At 70.7% G+C, this 20,973-nt stretch carries 16 protein-coding genes and 1 tRNA gene; 8 read left to right on the forward strand and 9 right to left on the reverse strand.

Features of this window, described 5'->3' with window-relative positions:
• Positions 1-120: 120 nt before the first annotated feature.
• From BP68_RS17165 to BP68_RS17195, 7 genes are all read left to right on the forward strand, one after another.
• Entirely contained in the window at positions 121-963 is an 843-nt protein-coding gene (locus tag BP68_RS17165) for an AAA family ATPase (protein WP_496374008.1), read from the forward strand.
• A gap of 13 nt (positions 964-976) precedes the next feature.
• Positions 977-1,201: a hypothetical protein gene (locus BP68_RS17170; protein WP_496374010.1), complete on the forward strand. Its 225-nt coding sequence runs from the start codon at positions 977-979 to the stop codon at positions 1,199-1,201.
• A gap of 2 nt (positions 1,202-1,203) precedes the next feature.
• Complete coding sequence (locus BP68_RS17175) at positions 1,204-1,806, forward strand: GNAT family N-acetyltransferase (RefSeq protein ID WP_496374012.1); 603 nt, start codon at positions 1,204-1,206, stop codon at positions 1,804-1,806.
• Between the two features lie 18 nt (positions 1,807-1,824).
• A complete protein-coding gene (locus BP68_RS17180; RefSeq protein WP_496374014.1) occupies positions 1,825-3,012 on the forward strand; it encodes a vWA domain-containing protein in 1,188 nt (395 codons plus the stop codon).
• 5 nt (positions 3,013-3,017) lie between these two features.
• A complete protein-coding gene (locus tag BP68_RS17185; RefSeq protein WP_496374016.1) occupies positions 3,018-4,913 on the forward strand; it encodes an autotransporter assembly complex protein TamA in 1,896 nt (631 codons plus the stop codon).
• Between the two features lie 102 nt (positions 4,914-5,015).
• A complete protein-coding gene (locus BP68_RS17190; protein ID WP_496374018.1) occupies positions 5,016-9,203 on the forward strand; it encodes a translocation/assembly module TamB domain-containing protein in 4,188 nt (1,395 codons plus the stop codon).
• Positions 9,204-9,306: 103 nt separating this feature from the next.
• Positions 9,307-9,381: transfer RNA gene (locus BP68_RS17195), tRNA-Arg, on the forward strand.
• Between the two features lie 85 nt (positions 9,382-9,466).
• On the opposite strand, the gene BP68_RS17200 is transcribed toward BP68_RS17195, so the two are convergent.
• The 6 genes from BP68_RS17200 to BP68_RS17225 all read right to left on the reverse strand — a co-directional run bounded on the left by BP68_RS17200 (position 9,467) and on the right by BP68_RS17225 (position 16,138).
• Entirely contained in the window at positions 9,467-10,228 is a 762-nt protein-coding gene (locus tag BP68_RS17200; RefSeq protein ID WP_496374020.1) for an MHYT domain-containing protein, read from the reverse strand.
• Positions 10,229-10,404: 176 nt separating this feature from the next.
• Positions 10,405-11,808 carry a phospholipase D-like domain-containing protein gene (locus BP68_RS17205; protein ID WP_496374022.1) on the reverse strand — a complete coding sequence of 468 codons (1,404 nt, stop codon included), beginning with the start codon at positions 11,806-11,808 and terminating at the stop codon, positions 10,405-10,407.
• A gap of 317 nt (positions 11,809-12,125) precedes the next feature.
• Positions 12,126-12,530, reverse strand: coding sequence for a hypothetical protein (locus BP68_RS17210; RefSeq protein ID WP_496374024.1), 405 nt, complete (start codon positions 12,528-12,530; stop codon positions 12,126-12,128).
• A gap of 16 nt (positions 12,531-12,546) precedes the next feature.
• On the reverse strand, positions 12,547-13,899 hold the full coding sequence (locus tag BP68_RS17215; protein WP_496374026.1) for a phosphatase domain-containing putative toxin: 1,353 nt from the start codon (positions 13,897-13,899) through the stop codon (positions 12,547-12,549).
• Positions 13,900-14,179: 280 nt separating this feature from the next.
• Positions 14,180-14,536 (reverse strand): arsenate reductase (glutaredoxin), encoded by a 357-nt coding sequence (gene arsC, locus BP68_RS17220; RefSeq protein ID WP_496374028.1) that lies wholly within the window; start codon positions 14,534-14,536, stop codon positions 14,180-14,182.
• A 45-nt stretch (positions 14,537-14,581) separates the two neighbouring features.
• Positions 14,582-16,138: an ABC transporter permease gene (locus BP68_RS17225; RefSeq protein ID WP_496374139.1), complete on the reverse strand. Its 1,557-nt coding sequence runs from the start codon at positions 16,136-16,138 to the stop codon at positions 14,582-14,584.
• Positions 16,139-16,345: 207 nt separating this feature from the next.
• On the opposite strand from BP68_RS17225, the gene BP68_RS17230 reads away from it, so the two are divergent.
• On the forward strand, positions 16,346-17,422 hold the full coding sequence (locus BP68_RS17230; protein ID WP_496374030.1) for an ABC transporter ATP-binding protein: 1,077 nt from the start codon (positions 16,346-16,348) through the stop codon (positions 17,420-17,422).
• A 51-nt stretch (positions 17,423-17,473) separates the two neighbouring features.
• On the opposite strand, the gene BP68_RS17235 is transcribed toward BP68_RS17230, so the two are convergent.
• The 3 genes from BP68_RS17235 to BP68_RS17245 all read right to left on the reverse strand — a co-directional run bounded on the left by BP68_RS17235 (position 17,474) and on the right by BP68_RS17245 (position 20,942).
• Entirely contained in the window at positions 17,474-18,706 is a 1,233-nt protein-coding gene (locus tag BP68_RS17235) for a Yip1 family protein (RefSeq protein ID WP_496374032.1), read from the reverse strand.
• A 179-nt stretch (positions 18,707-18,885) separates the two neighbouring features.
• Positions 18,886-19,626 carry a lysophospholipid acyltransferase family protein gene (locus tag BP68_RS17240; protein ID WP_496374034.1) on the reverse strand — a complete coding sequence of 247 codons (741 nt, stop codon included), beginning with the start codon at positions 19,624-19,626 and terminating at the stop codon, positions 18,886-18,888.
• A gap of 20 nt (positions 19,627-19,646) precedes the next feature.
• A complete protein-coding gene (locus BP68_RS17245; RefSeq protein WP_496374036.1) occupies positions 19,647-20,942 on the reverse strand; it encodes a dihydroorotase in 1,296 nt (431 codons plus the stop codon).
• Between the last annotated feature and the right edge of the window lie 31 nt (positions 20,943-20,973).

Consider the following 20,973-nt stretch of genomic DNA (forward strand, 5'->3'; position numbering starts at 1 on the left):
CGCACAATCAAGCGATTGGTTGTCTCCGCGGTCTTCGCGTATCCCCGCGTTCCCTGTGGCAAACGATTATGCCTGCGCCTGTCAAGGCCTTTCATCAACGATTTCCCTATTCCCCGGCCCATGAAGTTCCAAGGTTCACAGAATTACGTCGCTACCCAAGATCTGATGCTGGCCGTGAATGCGGCCATCAAGCTGCAGCGCCCCCTGCTGGTGAAGGGCGAGCCCGGCACCGGCAAGACCATGCTGGCCGAGGAGGTGGCGCAGGCGCTGGAGATGCCGCTGCTGCAGTGGCACATCAAGTCCACCACCAAGGCGCAGCAGGGCCTGTACGAGTACGACGCGGTGAGCCGCCTGCGCGATTCGCAGTTGGGCGACGAGAAGGTCAAGGACATCCAGAACTACATCATCAAGGGCGTGCTGTGGCAGGCCTTCACGGCCGACCAACCCGTGGCCCTGCTGATCGACGAGATCGACAAGGCCGACATCGAATTCCCCAACGACCTGCTGCGCGAACTCGACCGCATGGAGTTCTACTGCTACGAGACGCGCGAGATGGTCCGTGCCAAGCATCGTCCGCTGGTGTTCATCACCTCGAACAACGAGAAGGAGCTGCCCGACGCCTTCCTGCGCCGCTGCTTCTTCCACTACATCAAGTTCCCCGAGGCCGAGACGATGAAGAAGATCGTCGACGTGCACTTCCCCACGCTCAAGAGCGAACTGCTCTCCGTGGCGATGAAGACCTTCTACGACGTGCGCAACCTGCCAGGCCTGAAGAAGAAGCCCTCCACCAGCGAACTCATCGACTGGCTCAAGCTGCTGGTGGCCGAGGAGATTCCGCTGGAAGCCCTGCAAAGCGCCGACAACAAGGTGGCCGTTCCGCCGCTGGTGGGCGCGCTGCTCAAGAACGAGCAGGACGTGAGCCTGTTCGAGAAGCTGGTCTTCATGAACCAGCGCAACCGCTGAACGGAGCCACACCATGAGCACCACACAACGGCTCCTGCTCGAAGGCGTTTCCGACGCGGTGGGCTTCGTGGGCGGCGCGCTCGCGGGCTATGGCCTGGGCCTGCTGCTGGGCCTGGACATCTTCAGCGAAGGCTATGGCACGGCCAGCATCGCCGGCATCGTGCTCGTGGGCCTGGGCGGCGGCCTGGGTCTGCACATGGCGCGGCGCTGGCGCGCAGCGCGCAAGGCGAAGGAGTAGCCATGGCCTTCGTGGAGCCCACCACCCTGCGCCGCAACGGCGTGCGCCTGGAGCCGCTGTCGCTGCCGCACGAGGCCGGCCTGGCCGCAGCGGCCGCCGACGGCGCGCTGTGGAAGCTGCGCGTCACCTCGGTGCCCGAGCCGCAGAACACGCGCGCCTACATCGAATCCGCGCTCGCCATGCGCGCCGACGGCAACCGCTTCGCCTTCGCCGTGCTCGACGATGCCACGGGCCGCGTGCTGGGCAGCACCAGCTACCACGACATCCTGCCCGCCGTGCGCCGCGTGGAGATCGGCTACACCTGGTACGCTAGGAGCGTGCAGCGCACGCACGTGAACACCACGGCCAAGCTGCTCATGATGGGCCACGCCTTCGATACGCTGGCCTGCCATGTGGTGGGCTGGCGCACCGACAACTACAACTTTGCCAGCCAGCGCGCCATAGAGCGCCTGGGCGCCAAGAAGGACGGCGTGATCCGCGGCCACGCGCTGCGCCGCGACGGCACGATCCGCGACACGGTGATGTACAGCATGCGCGCGGGCGAGTGGCCCGAGGCCCGCGCCCAGTTGCTCTATCTTTTGCAGCAGCACGCGCAGGCTGAATAAGCGCCGGAGAGCCATTTCATGCTGATCGACTTTTTCTACGCCCTGCGAGCGGCCAAGCTGCCGGTCTCGGTCAAGGAGTTCCTCACGCTGCTCGAGGCACTGCAGGCCGGCGTGGTGGGGCCCCATTCAGACGACGCCTGGAGCCTGGACGATTTCTACTACCTCGCCCGCACCGCGCTGGTGAAGGACGAAAAGCATTTCGACAAGTTCGACCGTGCCTTCGCCGCCTACTTCAAGGGCGTGGAAATGCTGGCCGACTTCACCAAGGAAATCCCCGCCGACTGGCTGCGCGAGATGCTGGAGCGCGAGCTGACGCCCGAGCAGAAGGCCGCCATCGAGAAGATGGGCTGGGACGAGCTGATGGAAACGCTCAAGAAGCGGCTGGAGGAACAGAAGGAACGCCACGAGGGCGGCAACAAGTGGATCGGCACCGGCGGCACCAGCCCCTTCGGCCACGGCGGCTACAACCCGCAGGGCGTGCGCATCGGCGGCGCCGGCAAGAACAAGAGCGCCGTGAAGGTCTGGGAGCAGCGCGCCTACCGCGACTACGACGACACCCAGGAGCTGGGCACGCGCAACATCAAGGTGGCGCTGCGCCGCCTGCGCAAGTTCGCGCGCGAGGGCCATGAGCTGGAGCTGGACCTGCCCGACACCATCCGAAGCACGGCGGCCAACGCGGGCTGGCTGGACATCAAGATGGTGCCCGAGCGCCACAACAACGTGAAGGTGCTGCTGCTCATGGACGTGGGCGGCACCATGGACGAGCATATCCAACGCGTGGAGGAACTCTTCAGCGCCGTCAAAAGCGAGTTCAAACACCTGGAGTTCTATTACTTCCACAACTGCGTCTACGACTTCATGTGGAAGAACAACCGCCGCCGCTTCGCCGAGAAGTTCCCGACCTGGGACATCATCCGCAAGTACAACAAGGACTACAAGCTGATCTTCGTGGGCGACGCCACCATGAGCCCCTACGAGATCCTGCAGCCCGGCGGCAGCGTGGAATACAGCAACGAGGAGGCCGGCGCCGAATGGCTGCAGCGCCTCACGCACGCCTTCCCCAAGTTCGCGTGGATCAACCCCGAGCCCCAGGGCGTGTGGCAGTACCGCCAGAGCATCAGCATCATTCAACAACTCATGGGCCAGCGCATGTACCCCTTGTCACTCAAGGGCCTCGAGGACACCATGCGCCTCTTGTCAAAATAGACCGCATGCCTTCACAGCCTCCAGCGCGGCCCCGGTGGCCGGCGCTGCTGTTTCTGCTGATCGGGCTCACGATCCTGCCAGGCTGCGGCCTGCTGCGTGGCCCCTCGAATACCTCCCAGGCCGGCGACGGCGACGACGCGGCATCGACCGCCGACGCCGGGCCGGACGCCTTCGCGCTCGACATCCAGGCCGGCGACGACGCCATCCGCGAGCACCTGGCCCGGCACATGGAGCTGCAGCGCTTTCGCAAGCTGCCCGACCTGCAGGCCCATGAGCTGGCGCGCCTGCTCGGCTCGGCGGACACCAACGCGCGCGCGCTGCTGGCCACGCTGGGCTACTTCAGCCCCGAGATCACCATCGAGCTGCGCGAGCAGCCCCCGCCCGGCGCGGACGCGCCACCGCGCACCGTGGAAGTGCGCGTGGAGCCGGGCCCGCGCACGCGCATCGCCAGCGCCGACATCGCCCTGACCGGCGACGGCGCCGACGCACCCGAGCTGGAGCGCCGCCAGGCCCAGCTGCAGCGCGGCTGGGGCCTGCCGCCGGGCGAGCCCTTCACCCAGCAGGGCTGGGACGCGGCCAAGGAACAGGGCCTGCGCCAGCTGCAGACGCGCCGCTTTCCCACGGCGCGCATCGACAGCAGCCGCGCCGAGGTGGACGCCGACCGCGCCGAGGCCAAGCTCCAGGTGCGCTACGCACCCGGCCCCGCCTACCGCTTCGGGCCACTGCGGATCCAGGGCAGCGAGCGCTACGACACCGACGGCGCGCGCCGCATCGCCCGCCTGCCCACGGGCGAGGTCTACAGCGAGACCCGCCTGCTCGACGCCCAGCAGCGCCTGGCCAGCAGCGGCTACTACGACGCGGTGTTCCTCACGCTCGACACCGAGCACGCGGACCCGCAGGCCGCGCCCGTGATCGCCCAGGTGCGCGACGCACCGCTGCAAAAGATGGTCTTCGGCGTCGGCCTGTCCACCGACAGCGGCCCGCGCCTGAGCATGGACCACATCCACAACCGCCTGCCGGGCTTGGGCTGGCGCGCGGTGAGCAAGGTGGCCGTGGACCGCGAGCGCAAGCTGCTGTCCACCGACTGGACCGCCCTGCCCGGCGAAAACGGCTGGCGCTGGTTCACCGGCGTGCAGCTGCAGCGCGAAACCACGGGCAGCTACGAGGTGGACAGCTCCCGCCTGCGCGCCGGGCGCGGCAAGAGCACCGACCGCATCGACCGCAGCTACTTCCTGCAGCACGACACGGCCCACAGCCGCGGCGACAACGCCCCCGCCTCCAGCGCCTCCCTGAGCGCCAACTACGGCTGGACGGCGCGCCACTTCAACAACAACACCGCCCCCACGCGCGGCTGGGGCCTGGCGACCGTGGTCGGCCTGGGCACCACGCTGCGCCCCGCGCGCGACCCGTTCCTGCGCACCCTGCTGCGCTGGCAGTCCTTCATCGGCCTGGGCCGCGTGGACCTGGGCGCCAACACGCGGCGCAGCAGCCGCCTGTCGCTGCGGCTGGAGGGCGGCGCACTGCTCGCGCGCGAAGACGCCGACATCCCCGTCACCCAGCTCTTCCTGACCGGCGGCGACACCACCGTGCGCGGCTACGGCTACCGCAGCATCGGCGCGCGCACCGACGCCGACACGCTCTTCGGCGGGCGCTACATGGCCGTGGGCAGCCTGGAATGGCAGCGCCCCATCGCCGTGCGCGGCAACCGCACCGACTTTGAAAGCGCCCTGTTCGTCGACGCCGGCGCCGTGGCCGACAAGCCCGGCGACCTGAACGCGCGCGTGGGCATCGGCGCGGGCCTGCGCTGGCGCAGCCCCGTGGGCCCGCTGCAGGCCGACCTGGCCTACGGCCTGCAATCGCACCAGCTGCGGCTGCACCTGCGCCTGGGCTACACGTTCTGACGTCCATGAAAAAGTGAGCTGCCAGCGCTTGATACACCAGGGTTTCAAGCACTTTTGGCATTGAAGCCCAATAGAAGCAAGCGCAACAAGCTATTGTTTTTGATGAAAACACCACCGCCCAACCACCACCAGCCCTATGCCGCGGCCGCCGCCCCCCGCCCGGGCCCGCGGCCGCCGCGCACCAGCGGCTGGCGCCGCGCGCTGGCAGCCCTGGGCCTGCTGGCCGCCACCGTGCTGGCGCTGCTGGCCGCACTGTGGTGGTGGGCCGGCACCGGCACCTCCCTGGCCACCACGCTGACGCGCGTGGCCTCCTACCTGCCCGCCGGCCAGAGCCTGCAGGTGCGCGACGTGAGCGGCTCGCTGCGCGCGGGCGGCCACATCGGCTGGCTGCGCTGGAGCAGCCCCACGCTGGCCGTGGAGGTGCGCGACGCGCGCATCGCCTGGCAGCTCGCCCCGCTGCTGCACCGCCAGCTGCGGCTGGACGAACTGCATGCCGCGCGGCTCACCCTCACCCCGCAGGGCACGCCCAGCCCCGAGCCCGCCGACCCCCTGGACCAGCTCGTGCTGCCCGTGCAGGTGGAAACGCCCTTTGGCGTGGACCGCATCGTCTGGGCCGGCGCCGACGCCAACCGCAAGAGCGACACGGACGCCAACGCCAACGCCAACGCCAACGCCAACGCCAATGCCGATGCCGATGCCGATGCCGATGCCGATGCCAACGCCGGCGCGCTCACCATTGACGGCCTGCGCGGCTCCTACCGCTACGACGGCGCGCAGCACCGCCTGGCCGTGGACCAGGTCAGTCTGGCCCAGGGCCGTTACGCGCTGCTGGCCACGCTACAGGCCCAGGCGCCCATGGCCCTGGACGCCACGGCCAGCGGCACGGTGCGCACGCCCGTGCCCGGCGGCACCCAGACGCTGGAGGCCCAGGCCCAAGCCACCGTACAGGGGCAACTGGCCACGGCCGGCGCCCGCCTGGACGTGGCCGCGCAGCTGCGCGGCACGGCCAGCGACGCCGCCCCGGCCCTGCGCGCCGACCTGCGCGTCCGCATCGCCCCCTGGGCGCCCCAGCCCCTGCTGCAGGCCGCGGCCGACCTGCAGGCGCTGGACCTGTCCACCCTGTGGCCCCAGGCGCCCGCCACCCAACTGAGCGGCAGCGCCAGCGCCGAGCCCGTGGACGCCGCCGACGGCGCCACCGGCTGGCGCCTGGCCGCCGACCTGCGCAACACACTGCCCGGCCCCTGGGACCGGCAGCGCCTGCCGCTGGACGCGCTGCAGGCGCAGGCCGCCTTCGACGGCACCACCTGGACCCTGGCCGGCGCCACGCTGCGCGTGGGCCCCGGCAGCGTGGCGGCGCAGGGCGCCTACACCCCCGCCACGCAGGCGCTGCAGGGCCAGGTGCGCCTGCAGGCGCTCAACCCCGCCAGCCTGCACACGGCGCTGGACGCCGCCCCGCTCAGCGGCACGGCCAGCGCCGCCGGCGAAGCCAGCGGCGCCGTGCGCTTCACGGCCGACCTGCGCGCAGCGCCTGGCACGGCGCGGCGCGGCGCGCGCCCAGGCGGCGCGGCCCCGCTGCGCCTGGAACGCCTGGCCGCGCAGGGCAGTTGGCAGGGCGAGCGCATCGACATCGCCCGGCTCGACATCGACGCACTGCAGGCCCAGGTGCGCGCCCAGTCCCTGCGCATCGCCACCGCCGGCCTGTCGGCCCAGGGCCGCGTGCAGGCCACCGTGCCCGGCGCCACGGCCCAGGCCGACGGCCAGATCGCCCCGGCCAGCGGCGGCGGCACGCTGGCCCTGCGCCTGGCGGACGCACAGCGCACCCAGCAATGGCTGGCCACCCTGCCGGTGGCCCTGGCCCCGCTGGCGGCCTGGCGCCTGGACGGCAACGCCGAGCTGAACGCCCGCTGGAACGGCGGCTGGCAGGCGCTGCAGCACCAGTTGCACACCGCCGGCCTGCTGGCGGGCGAGGCCCCCGCCCAGGCCGGCCGCTTCGAGCTGCAGGCCCAGCTCAACGCCCCGCGCCTGCGCGTGGCGCAGGCGCCGCGGCCCGACACCGGCGACGCACCGCCGCTGGAGCTGCTGCGCACCACCGCGGCGCTGCGCGGCTCCGTGCCGCAGGCCGCGCTGGAACTGGACGGAACCCTGCGCCAGGGCCCGCAGCAGCTGCAGATGCATCTGCGCGCCGGCGCGGGCGGCACGGGCAACGGCCGCTGGCAGGCCCAGGTGAGCGCGCTGCAGGTGCAGGCCACGGTGGACAAGCACCGCGGCCCCTGGAGCCTGCGCCTGGACCAGCCGCTGACCCTGGTCGCACAGACATCGCCACGCCTGCAGGTGGACGCATCGGCCGGCCTGGCCCGCATCACCGGGCCGCAGCCCGGCGAGGCCCAGTTGCGCTGGCAGCCCCTGCGCTACGCCCAGGGCGCCCAGGGCGCTGCGCAGCTGCGCAGCCAGGGCGAGCTGCAGGGCCTGCCCCTGGCCTGGGCCAACGCCTTCGACCTGCAGGGCCAGCCCGCGCTCACCCAACTGGGCCTGGCGGGCAACCTGGTGCTGGGCGCCGCCTGGGACATCGACGCCGCCGACACCCTGCGCGCACGCGCCAGCCTGCGGCGCAGCAGCGGCGACCTGCGCATCCTGACGGGCGACGCCGCCCCCGCCACCGTGGTGCACAGCAGCGGCCAGGGCAAGGGCGCGGGCGCGCCCCAGGCCTCCGCCGCTGCCGGCGCGGTGGGCACGCCCGCCGGCCTGCGCCAGCTGGAGCTGCAAATCGACGCCGTGGGCGATGAGCTGCGCGCCCAGGTGCACTGGGACAGCGAACGCGCGGGCCAGCTGCAGGCGCAGGGCAGCACGCGCCTGGCCCGCGGCCCGGACGGCTGGCTGTGGCCCGAGGACGCGCCGCTGGCCGCCAGCGTGCGCGCCGAGCTGCCCGACGTGGGAGCCTGGTCCGCCCTGGCGCCGCCGGGCTGGCGCGTGAAGGGCACGCTCTCGGCCGACGCGCGCCTGTCCGGCAACCGCGCCGCACCGCGCTGGAGCGGCCGGCTGGCCGCCGACCAGTTCGCCATCCGCTCGCTGCTGGACGGCGTGGACCTGCAGGACGGCCGCCTGCGCGCCCAGTTCCAGGGCGACCGGCTGGACATCACCGAGCTGCACGTGAAGGGCGGCCGGGGCAGCCGCGCGCGCATCGCCGGCTTCAGCGGCAACCGCACGGCCGCGCCGCAGGACGGCGGCACGCTCACCGGCAGCGGCACCCTGTCCTGGGCCGGCGCGGGCGGCGCCGGCGGATCGGGCATCGCCATGGACCTGCGCGCCCGGGCCCAGGCCCTGCAGCTGCTGGTGCGCGCCGACCGGCAGGTGAGCGTGTCCGGCGATCTGCAGGCGCGGCTGCAAGGCGGGCAGCTGACGCTGCGCGGCCAGCTCACCACCGACCGCGCCACCATCCTCCTGCCCGAGGCCGGCGCGCCCGCGCTGGGCGACGACGTCGTGGTGCGGTCCGCCGCGCTGGACCGCGAGGCCGCGCTCCAGGCCGAACAGGCGGCGCAAAGCGCCCAGGGCGCCGGCCGCGTGGAGGCCGCCCGGCCACCGGACATCGCCGTCACCCTCGACCTGGGCGAAGACTTCGCGCTGCAGGGCCACGGCATCACCACGCGCCTGAGCGGCCGGCTGGACATTCGCAGCACCGGCACCGCCGGCGCACCGCCGCGCGTGACCGGCGAGGTGCGCACCGTGCAGGGCCGCTACCGCGCCTGGGGCCAGGCGCTGGACGTGGAGACCGGCCTGCTGCGCTTCAACGGCCCCTACGACAACCCGGCGCTGGACGTGCTGGCCATCCGCCCCAACATCCGCGTGCGCGCCGGCGTGCAGGTCACGGGCACGGCCAAGACGCCGCGCGTGCGCCTGTACGCCGACCCCGACCTGCCCGACGCCGAAAAGCTCTCCTGGGTCGTGCTGGGCCGCAGCGCCGCCGGCGGCGGCGCCGAGGCCGCGCTGATGCAGCAGGCCGCGCTGGCCCTGCTGGGCCGCGGCGGTGGCGGCGGCGCCGGCGACATCGCCAAGCACATCGGCCTGGACGAAATCGGCTTCAAGGGCCCGGACGCCGGCGAGGACGCCACCAGCGCCGCCCTCACCTTCGGCAAGCGCCTGTCCAAGGACCTGTACGTGACCTACGAGCGCAGCCTCTCGGGCGTGCTGGGCACGCTGTACATCTTCTACGACCTGTCCCAGCACCTCACGCTGCGCGGGCAGACGGGCCTGCAGAGCGCGGTGGACCTGATCTATACGGTGCGCTACGACTGACCATGCACCAAAACAGCCGGCAGCGCAGACACACAAAGCGCAAGCAGCTATTTATTTAATAGCAAAAGAGCGGCATGGCCGCGCCCTTACAATCTTGCGTCCCCTCTCCGTAGTTCAATGGATAGAACGAGCGCCTCCTAAGCGCTAGATACAGGTTCGATTCCTGTCGGAGGGACCATGTGATGGCTTCAGGTCATACCACGACACTGATGAAACCCGCGTGCTTGCTGGCATCGCGGGTTTTTTCTTGCCGCGCCGCAGCGCTACTGCGCGTGCTTGTGCGGCTGGGGGTGGCGGCTGTCCAGGTAGATCAGGTCGACCGCCAGCGCAGTGGCCATGCCCACCGCCAGGGTGATCACCAGCATGGGCAGCTGCAGTGAGCTCACGATGCCAAAGCCCGATGGAATCGCCAGCCGGTTGTCCGTGGTGCAGATGATTTCCGCGGCCGACATGCCGGTGTAGTGCATGGCGCACACGGCGATGCCCATCACGCAGGCCGCGGCCAGCCGGCTGCTGACGCTGGAGGTATTGAACGCCAACCACAGGGCGGCGGTGGCGGCCACGAAGGCGATCAGCACGGACACGCCCACGATGGAATAGTCCCACTGAAAGTACCCGCCGAAACGCATGCCGTACATGCCCAGGTAGTGCATCACCACCGCCCCCAGCCCCAGCAGGGCGCCGGCGCCCAGCAGCCGGTTCAGGCTCTTGGGATTGCGCATGACGATCGTGAACGCCAGGGCGGAGATGAGGATGGCGGCGACGAGCGAGATACCCGTTTCCGCCATGGAATAGGACAGCCCCAGGTTCATGCGCAGCGCCAGCATGCCAATGAAGTGCATGGACCACACGCCGATGCCACCCAGCGCCACGCTGGCGCTGAGAACGCTCCACATGCCGGGGCGGGAGCCCACCTGCCGCGCCTGCTTCATGACGGACAAGGCGATGAACGCGCCGATGACCGATATGAGATACGAGAGGGTGACCAGGCCGGTGCTGTAGCTGGTGTCGACAACGGTATTCATACGAACCTCCTGTGGATGGATGCAACGCAGAAATAGTCTGTTGCCATTGTTTATAGAATTTGACATTAATCAAATAGCCGACCTTCGAAATCTGCCCAGCAGCGATAGCTGCCGGCAATGGCCGCACGGGCTTTGCCGGGCACTCCGGCGGGTGGGCCAGGGCCGTCCCTGCGGCGCTACAGCTGGAAACCCACCGACCGCACCACCCCTTCCACGATGTCGCGGGCCCAGGAGGGCTGGCGCGCGTGGTAGGGATGCGCGCGCGCGATCAGCCGCGCGCACCACTGCGAGAGCCAGTGCAGCTGCGGCGCGCCGTAGAACGCGGTCATGGCCTCGTAGTTGAGGAACAGGCTGCGCGCGTCGAGGTTGAGCGAACCGACGAGCGCCAGTTCGTCGTCGATGAGCACGGCCTTGGCATGCACCATGGCCGGCGACAGCCAGACCTGGGCGCCGGCGGCGCTCAGGGCGCGCAGGGCGCGCTCGCGCGCGATGTCGGCCAGGCGGTGGTTGGAGCGCTCGGGCACCACCACGCTGACCTGCACGCCGCGGCGGCAGGCCAGGCACCAGGCGTCGAGCAGCGCCTCATCGGGCACGAAGTACGGCGTGACGGCCACGATGCGCCGCTGCGCGTGGTAGGCGCCCGCCAGCAGCAGCGCGTGCACGGTGTCGTCGGCATGGTCCGGGCCGCTGGGCAGCCACTGCGCCAGCGGGCCGGCGGCGCTCGCCTGGGGCGAAGCCGCAGCGCGCGTGGCGCGCGCCCTTCGGCCCCGGCGCAGCAGAAGGCCGCGGGCCACGCGCCAGTCGGTGGAGAACTGCGCCTGGGCCTGCGCGGCCAGCGGGCCGTGGACTTCGTAGCTCAGGTCGATCCATGCGGGGTTGTTCGGCCGGTCGATGAAGTATTCGCTGGCCAGGTTGCGCCCCCCGCTCCACAGGCGCTGGCCATCGGCCACGACGAGCTTGCGGTGGTTGCGCAGATTGGTGCGCCCGCGCAGCGGGTTGTGAAGCAGGGGCATGAAGCGCCGCACCTGTACGCCCTGGCGGCGCAGCGCGCGCAGCATGCCCGGCGGCGTGCGCATGCTGCCCATGGCGTCGATGAGCAGGCGCACGGACACGCCGCGCTGCACGCAGGCCTGCAGCGCGGCGGCCACCTGGCGGCCCACCTCGTCGTGGGCGAACACGTAGGTGCACAGGTCCAGCCGGTACCGGGCCGACGCGATGGTGGCCAGCAGCCCCTGCAGCGCCTGTGTACCGTCGGCATGCAGCACGACCTGGGCGTTGCGCACGGCGGGGGCCAGCTCCAGGCTGGCCAGCAGCCGCGTGGCCCAGCGCGGACCGCCCTCGGGAACGGCCAGCGCCTGCCGGCGCACCCGGCGCGCGGGCCGCGCGAACTTGCGCGTGCCGAACAGCAGGAACAGCGGAACGACGAGATAGGGAAAGGCCACGATGCCCAGCACCCAGCCCACGGCCGCCGAGGGGTGGCGGCGCTGGTGGCCGATGCGCGTGCCCATCACATAGATCAGCAGGCCCACGGCCACGAAGACCGCATGGCCCAGGCCCGAGAGCACGGCCACGCGGATCATGCGCCGGCGCCTTTCTGCGCGCCTTCCTGCGCGCCTGCTGGCGCCGCGGCCCGGCGCCCGGCGCCTGGCGGGCCCTGCACGGCCCTGCCACGCAGGGCATCGTCTTCCACCAGCAGCCGTCGCATGGCGACCCTCCCACCGCACCGGACAAAGGACATGCCGCACAGCATAGCGCGCGTGGGGCCGGGCGCGGTGGGGTCATTCCTGGGCCGTGGCTGCGGCCGGCCCGGGGGGGGCAGTCGCCCCATGAATGCTATATAAATAATAGCATATTACGCTTTATCCATAAGCGCTACAGCCATTTTTTCCTCAAACCGTCAGAACGCTGCCTCCAGCGCCGGCATGGCCAGGCGTGCCTTGGTCAGGGCCATGCCCAGGTTGGCGGTCTTGCGGCAGACGAACACCGCCACGTACTCGGGGTTGTGCTTGCCGCGCAGGAACACGTGGATCAGGTTCTCGCTGTTGACGATGATTTCCTGGAAGTAGTGGAAGCCGTCGTCCTCCAGGCCGCGCGCCTTCTTGAACAGGCGCTCGATCATGCTCACGTTGGGGCCGTTGAACATGTCGGCCGTGGCCGCGGCCAGCAGGTCGACGACCTGGCGGGGGTGGGAGTCCACGGTCTTCAGCGACAGCAGCATTCCCGAAGACACGTCCACATAGCCCGCGGCCACGCACTCGGGCACCGTGGAGGCGGCCTGGTTCAAGGCGTCATCAAAACTCATCAAGCATTCCCTCTGGTTAAATAATCTTTTGCAGGATCACGTCCTCGTAGCTCTGCAGGAACTCCTCCTGCTCGGCACTCTGCACATAGCGCGGCTCGATGCGGCGCACGCGGCGCAGCGCCTCCTGGGCCGTCAGACCCTCGCGCACCCACCACGCTGCCAGCACCACGCCCGTGCGCCCGTGCCCCGCCAGGCAGTGCACGGCCAGCACCTCGCCATGGGACAGCAGCACCTCCATGCGCTTGAGCAGCATCTGGATCTGCGCCAGGCTCGGCGCCTCGCGGTCGTGGATGGGCAGGTGCAGGTTGGACAGGCCGTGGCGGCGCAGCGCCTCCTGCGGCAGGTCGCGCTCCGTCAGGGTGATCAGCGTGGTGATGCCCATGCGCGCCAGCGCGGCCAGGTCGTGCTCGATGTCGTTCACCGCGCCCGGCATGGGTACGCCGGCCAGGCGCCCCGGCTCCAGCCAGGCAAAACCCATGGGCGCACGGCTGGCCGGCACTGCCGCGGCGGGCGCGGCGGTGGCGCTGGTGGCACTGGCAATGGCCTTGAGCACACTGGCCGGCAGGTGCCGCAGCGGTGGTGGCGGCTTCACGCCCTCGGCCAGCAAGGCCGGGTCTGCGTCGGGCGCGGGCACGGCGCAGCTGCCGGTGCGCGTGAACTGCACGCCGGCGTCGGACTGCGGCGCGGAGAGGAAGTCCTCCATGGCACGCGCCTCCTGCACGCGCCCGCCCGCCAGCAGCAGCATGCGGTCGGCCAGTTGCGCGGCATGGCGCTGGTTGTGCAGCACCACCAGCACGGCGCTGCTGCGGGCCACTTCGCGCAGCAACTCCAGCAGCACATAGGCCTCGTAGTCCGACAGGTCGGCGGTGGGCTCGTCCACCATCAGCAGCGCGGGCTCGCACACCGCCTCGCGCAGGATGGCCACGGCGCGCTGCTGCATCGGCGACAGCTCGAGCACCGTGGTGTCCAGCGCCTGCTCCAGCTCCGGCACGCCCATGCGGCGCACCAGCGCCACGCACCAGTCGCGCAGGGCGGCAGGCGACAGCCGCAGCGTCTCCCGCACGGGCTCGGCCAGGGCGTCGAGCACCGAGGCGGCCATCAGCCGCACACCCTGCTGCACCAGCCGGGGGCGGTGGCCGTCGCCCAGCGGCGCACCGCCGTACTGCACGGTGCCCCAGCTCGTGAAGCGCGGGTGGTCGGCATGGAGCCCCGCCAAGGTGCGCAGCAGCGTGGACTTGCCCGCGCCGGACGGCCCCAGCAATGCCGTGATGCCGCTGCGGGGCAACTCGAAATCCAGGTCTGCCAATACGACCTTGGCGCCAAAGGCTGCGCCAAAACCCGCGGCCTTCAGGCACTGCGTGCTGTTCATGAGGAGTCTCTTTGGGTTGAAATCCGGGCGTTGCGCCCTTCAGGGAGAGGCCACTGTTGTGGCAGGCACACACCGGCAGCGTGCACCTCGGTAAAAACCCTTGATTCTAGATTTAGGTCAATTTAATGACAAACCCCAAGGCGCCACTCGGGCTTCCGAAAGCGCCGAATTTTCGCCGGGCGGCGGGTGAATATTGATTTATATCAAATGTACTGCAGACAGAAATGTCGGACAGATTACATTTGCGCTGCATGGGTGGCCCGGCCACCCATGGGCGCGCCTACAGCAGCTCCAGAACCCGCTCCGGCGGCCGGCACAGCAGCGCGCCACGCGGCGTGACGACGATGGGACGGTTGAGCAGCACCGGGTGCGCGGCGATGGCGGCGATGAGTTCGGCATCGGTGCGCTGCGGGTCGGCCAGGTTCAGCGTGTCATAGGCAGCCTCCTTGGCGCGCATGAGCATGCGCACCGGCACGCCCAGGCGCGCCACCAGCGCCGTGAGCTGCGCGGCATCCAGAGGCTGGGCGATGTAATCGACGATGGCCGGCTCGATGCCGCGCTCGCGCAGCAGCGCCAGGGCGCCGCGCGAATTGCTGCAACGGGCGTTGTGGTAGATGGTGATGTCGGCGTGGGTCATGCGCGGCAGTGTAGGCCGCCGGGGCCGCCCGCGCGGCCCGCGGGTTCAGCGCGAGGAGGCGCGCAGCGTGCGGCTGAGCAGGATCACCGGCACCAGCCCCACGGCCACCAGCGCCAGCGATGGCAAAGCCGCCTCGCCCAGGCGCTCGTCACGCGCCAGCTGGTAGGCCACGACGGCCAGCGTGTCGCTGTTGAAGGGCCGCAGCACCATGGTGGCGGGCAGCTCCTTCATCACATCGACGAACACCAGCAGCGCGGCCGCGGCCGTGGAGCGCTTGAGCAGCGGCCAGTGCACGCGCACCAGCAGCCCCAGGCTGCCCACGCCCAGCATGCGCGCGGAGTCATCCAGGCTGGGCGAAATGCGCGCATAGCCGCTCTGCACCGACTGCAGGGCCACGGCGCAAAAGCGCACCAGATAGGCCCACACGATGCCCACGGCCGTGGCCGTGATGAGGGACGGCAGCCCCCAGCCGGGCGCCGCCGCCTGCAGCCAGCCCACGGGCAGCAGCAGGCCGACGACGATCACCGCGCCCGGCACGGCGTAGCCCAGGCTCACCAGCTGCACCACGCCGCGCGTGACGGCGTCCTTGCGCCGGCGCACGGCGAACGCCAGCGCCAGGGCAATCCCCACGGCCAGCACGGCCGTGATGCCGCCCAGGCGCACGCTGTTGCCGGCCCATTCCAGAAAGCGCGACCAGGGCAGCACCGACCAGTCGGCCGCCAGCGGCCGCAGCATGAACAGCACCGGCGCCACAAAACCCATCAATACCGGCAGCGCGCACACCAGCCATGCGGCCGCACAGCGCCAGCCATGCAGTTGCTGCGGCAACGCCTCGGCCGAGCTGGCCCGGCCCACGCCGCCCGTGGCAAAGCGCATGCGGCGCTGCGCGCGCAGCTCCAGCTGCAGCAGCAGCACGACCAGCACGAGCAGGAAGGTCGCCAGTTGCGCCGCGGCCAGCCGGTTGTCCATGGACAGCCAGGCCTTGTAGATGCCCGTGGTGAAGGTCTGGATGCCGAAGTAGGAGGCCACGCCGAAGTCGGCCAGCGTTTCCATGAGCACCAGCGCCACGCCCGCCGCCACGGCCGGCCGCGCCAGCGGCAGCGCCACGCTGCGGATGCGCCGCGCGGGCGATGCGCCCAGCAGGCGCGCCGCCTCCATCAGGTGCGCCGCGCGCTCGCCCAGCGCCGTGCGCGCCAGCAGGTACACATAGGGATAGAGCGAGAAGATGAACACCCACACCGCGCCCCCCAGGCTGCGCACCTCCGGCAGCAGCCGCCCCTCCAGACCGAAGGCGGCGCGCATCCAGACCTGCAGCGGGCCGCTGAACTGCAGGAAGTCGGTGTAGGCATAGGCCGTCACATAGGCCGGCATGGCCAGCGGCAGCAGCAGCAGCCACTCCAGCGTGCGCCGGCCGCGAAAGTCGAACAGCGTCACCGCGGCGGCGCTGGCCGTGCCCACCACGGCCGCCCCCACGGCCACCGCCAGGCCCAGCCACAGCGTCGTCCACAGGTAGCCGGGCAGCACGGTGGAGGCCATCTCGCGCAGGATGGCGCCGGACTGCGCGCCGGCGCCGCCCTCGCCCCAGGGCAGCCACGCGCCCATCACCGCCAACACGGGCAGGACGAGCACCAGGGCCAGCACGATCAGAGGAATGGAGCGCAGGGTGCGACGGATGGGATGCAAGGGATGGCCCGTGGCGGGGAATGGCAAGGCAGCAGGAAGGCTACGCGCCGCCTGCGCCGATGGCAGCGCGGCAGCTGTGATGCAAATAGGAATGATTCTACGCAACCAGCCTTCTAGAATCGCGCCATGTTCCTGGAAGTTTCTCAACTAGACGTGCGGTACGCCAACCGCCCGCAAGCCGCCGTGCATGGCGTGACCCTGGGTCTGGCCGCGGGCGAGATCGGCGTGCTGATCGGCCCCTCGGGCTGCGGCAAGACCACCTTGTTGCGCGCCGTGGCGGGCCTGGAGCCCGTGGCCGCCGGCACCATCCGCCTGGATGGCGAAGTGGTGGGCGCCAGCGGCCGCAGCGTGCCGCCCGAGCAGCGGCGCATCGGCATGGTGTTCCAGGACTACGCCTTGTTCCCGCACCTCACCGTGGGCCGCAACGTGGCCTTCGGCATCCACGCGCTACCGCGCAACGAGCAGGCGCAACGCGTGCGCGAGGCCCTGGCCCTGGTGGGCCTGGAGGGCAGCGAATCGCGGTTTCCACACGAGCTGTCGGGCGGCCAGCAGCAACGCGTGGCCCTGGCGCGCGCGCTGGCACCGCGCCCGCGGCTGATGCTGCTGGACGAGCCCTTCTCCAACCTGGATGTGGATTTGCGCGAACGCCTGGCGCATGAGGTGCGCGGCATCCTCAAGGCGGCGAATGCCACGGCGCTCTTCGTCACGCACGACCAGCTGGAGGCCTTTGCCATCGGCGACCGGATCGGCGTGCTGGAGGGCGGCCATCTGCACCAATGGGACGATGCCTATGCGCTCTACCATCGCCCGGCCACGCGCTTCGTGGCCGACTTCATCGGCCATGGCGTGTTCACGCCCGCCACGCTGGTGCAGCAGGGCAGCCACGTGGTGGCGCGCACGCCGCTGGGCGACCTGACCGACATCGACGGCTGCCTGCTGCCGTCCAGCTACCCCGGCGGTGAATGCGACGTGCTGCTGCGCGCCGACGACATCGTGCACGACGACGATGCGGCCGTGCAGGCGCAGATCCTGTGCAAGTCGTTTCGCGGTTCGGAGTTTCTCTACACCCTGCGCCTGTCCAGCGGCCACACCGTCCTGGCCCATGTGCCCAGCCACCATGACCATGCGGTGGGCGAGTGGATAGGCATCCGGCCGCAGGTCGATCACGTGGTGGCTTTCGCGCGGGACGCCGCGCTCTCCTGACGCGCCCTGGCGGCCCCGCCCCGCCAGGGGGCGCCGGGCCTCATGCCCTGCTCAGGGCTTGTTCTTGCGCTGCAGACTCTCGAGCGACGCCAGGTCGATCTGGCCCATGAGCGCCTGCACGTCCTTCATGCCCATGTTGTCGGCCTCGATGGTGACCACCACGGCATTCTTGAGCACCGCCCGGAACTCGGCCTGACTGCCGTCCTTGGCATAGCTTTGCTGCAGCGTGCGGCCGCCCTCCTGCCAGGTCTTCTCGACCACGCCGTCGCTCTCGCGCTCGCCCTGCACCATGCCCGCCAGCTGCGCCAACTGGCCAAAGGCACCGGCATCGACCACGGACACGCGCACCACCTTGTCGCCGCTGCCGTACTCGGCATTGGCCTGGCTCGTGGGCAGGCCCATGGCGGCGCCGTCGTGGGCCTCGAAGCTGGTGCGGGCCAGCCCGGCCAGCTTCTCGGGCAGCGCCGCCTTGAGGACCTGAATGCCCAGCGCCTGCTGCGTGCCTGCGCCGCCCATGGCGGCTGCGACGGCCTGGCCGGCGGCCTCGGCCATCTTGCCGGCATCGCCGCTGTCCTGCGCCTGCTCCAGGCGGCGCGCGGCCTCCTCCATCTTCTTGCCGGCCGCTTCGAGCTGCGCCGTATCCAGCGTCACCTGGCCCCGGGGCGTGTCGATGGAAATGGCTGGCGCACCGCCCGCGCCGCCCCACGGGGCCGGAGCGCCCGGCGTGAACAGGGCGCCCACAGCACCGATCGCGATGCCCAGCACGATGGCCGCCACCACCACGACCGCCGTGTAGGGCATGGCGCGTTCCGGCGGGCTGCGCATCAGCAGCGGCAAGCCCACATACAGCAGATACAGCGAATACAGCGCCGCCACCAGGCCCAGGATGGCCATGGCCGGCAGGAGGCTGAACACGCCGCCCAGCATCGCAGCGGTGCTGGCATAGACGGCGACCTTGAGCGCCTGGATCTGGTTCTTGGTACCGCCAAAGGTGGGCGCCAAGGCGTTGATGAGCAGCGCCAGCACAAACACGCCAACCAGGCTCATCACATAGGACACAACCATGTTGGCCAGCCCCGCGCCCACGGGCACGCGGACGCTGAAGCCCAGCCCTCCGACGCCGATCAGCGACATGCCGATGAAGCCGCATACCGCGGGAATGGCGGCCAGAATCATCAGGTAGCCCGTGAACAGGCTGGCGGTGCCGGCGGCCTCGCCGTCGATGACGGACCAGGTTTCGCGGGGCTTGAGCAGGATGCCCTTGACGCGTTCGATCAGATTCATGGAGCCCTCTCTTGGCTTGGCGTGGCTGTGTGCAATGTGCAAAAAGGCGCGCTCTGCCGGCGCGTCAAGAGCACGCACCATACTGCAATCGCATGACGATTTTGTTTATGTAACAGCGCACTTACAGACATATCGACGGATATGTCCGCTTTTACCGACAGTCGTCGCAGCCGCCGTCGTCAGCTCTGCCTCAGGCCATCCACCGCGGCATGCAGGGCCTGGCTCCAGGTGCGGCGGTCGCGCCCCTGGGCGCGCTCGGGCACGCCGAAATGCACCACGGCCGTGATGGCCGGCGCCGTCAGCGTGCGCCAGATCGAGCCCACCAGGGTCTCGTCGCCGATGTAGCTGGGGGCATGGGTGGTGACGCCGCTGGCGCGGTCCACGAAGCGCAGGCCCATGGGCTGCACGGGGGCATCGGCCGCCAGCGCCGCCTGCAGCAGGTTGGCGTGAAAGGGCAGCAGCGTGCGCCCATCGCCCGTCGTGCCTTCGGGAAACACGGCCAGCACCTCGCCGCGCAGCAGGGCATCCTGCATGCTGCGCACCATGCGCAGCGCGTCACGGCGCGAGTCGCGCTCGATGTACAGCGTCCCTGCGGCCGTGGCGAGCGCACCCACGATAGGCCAGCCCTGCACATCGGATTTCGAGATGAAGCGGCAATAGCGCGCCGCGTGCATCACGGGAATGTCGAGCCAGGAGAGATGGTTGGCCACGAGCAGCACCGGCCCCGCCTGCGGCGGCGTGCCGCGCACCTCCAGCGTGACGCCGGCACAGGCCAGCAGCCCCAGGGCCCAGGCCTGCACGCGGGCCTGCTGCTGGTCCGCGGACAGGCGGGGAAAGCGCAGCGACACGACCCACAGGCCCTGGGCCGCGTGGCCCAGCAGCCGCAGCACCCGCCAGCAGGCACGCAATGGACGCAGCATGGAGCCCCGGCTGCGTCCGTTCAGTCGCGCTCGAACGCCAGCTGGCCGCCCACCAGCGTGCAGCGCACTCGCCCCGGCAGCTCATAGGACAGGAAGGGCGTGTGCCGGCCCTGGCTGGCCAGCGCTTCGGCCCCCACCGTCCAGTCGGTGTCCGGGTCCAGCACGCACAGGTCGCCCACGCCGCCCTCGACAATGCGCCCCACGCTGGCCTGCAACGTGCCCAGCGACGCACCCAGCACGCGCGCCGGCTCGGCCGTGACCACGGCCAGTGCGCGGGACAGCGGCACGCCAGCGTCCCGCGACCATTTCAGGGCCACCGACAGCAGCAGCTCCAGCCCCGTGGCGCCGGGCTCGGCCTCGGCGAAGGGCAGGGTCTTGGCGTCCTCATCAACGGGTGTGTGGTCGGACACCAGCGCGTCGATGGTACCGTCGGCCAGCGCCGCGGCCAGCGCGTCGCGGTCGCGCTGCTGGCGTAGCGGCGGCGTGAGGCGCGCGCGGCTGTCGAAGTAGCCGATGTCGGCATCGGTGAACATGAGCGAGTTGATGCTCACATCGCAACTCACCTGCAGGCCCGCGGCCTTGGCCTGGCGCACCAGGTCCACGCCCGCGGCGCTGGACAGGCGGCACAGGTGCACGCGCGCGCCCGTGGTCTTGAGCAGCTCGAAGATGGTGTGCAGCGCAATCGTCTCGGCCGCCACGGGGATGCCCGACAGGCCCAGGCGCGTGGCCAGCGGCCCGCTGGCGGCCACGCCCTTGCCCAGGTGCAGTTCCTGCGGGCGCAGCCACACGGTGTAGCCGTAGGTGGCGGCGTACTGCAGCGCGCGCTGCAGCACCTGGGTGCTGATCAGGGGCACGTCGGCCTGGCTGAAGCCCACGCAGCCGGACTCGGTGAGTTCGGCCATCTCGGTGAGCACCTCGCCGGCCAGGTTGCGCGTGAGCGCGCCCAGGGGGAACAGCCGCGCCTGGTGCAGCTTCTCGGCGCGGAACTTGAGCATCTCCACCAGGCCGGGCTCGTCGAGCACGGGGTCGGTGTCGGGCGGGCAGACCAGGCTGGTCACGCCGCCCGCAACGGCGGCGGCCATCTCGGATTCGAGCATGCCTTCGTGCTCGTGGCCGGGCTCGCGCAGGCGCGCGGCCAGGTCCACCAGGCCCGGCAGCACCAGGCAGCCGCTGGCATCGATCACGCGGTTGGGCGCGAAGTCCTTGGGCTCGCGGTCCACGGCGATGATGCGGCCCGCCGCGAGGGCCACGTTGCACCGCTTGTCGAGGCCGCTGGCGGGGTCGATCACCCGGCCGTTCTGGATGAGTATTTTCATGGTTTCAAGCCAAATTGGCCGCAAACACTTA

Source organism: Diaphorobacter oryzae DSM 22780, assembly GCF_059568935.1.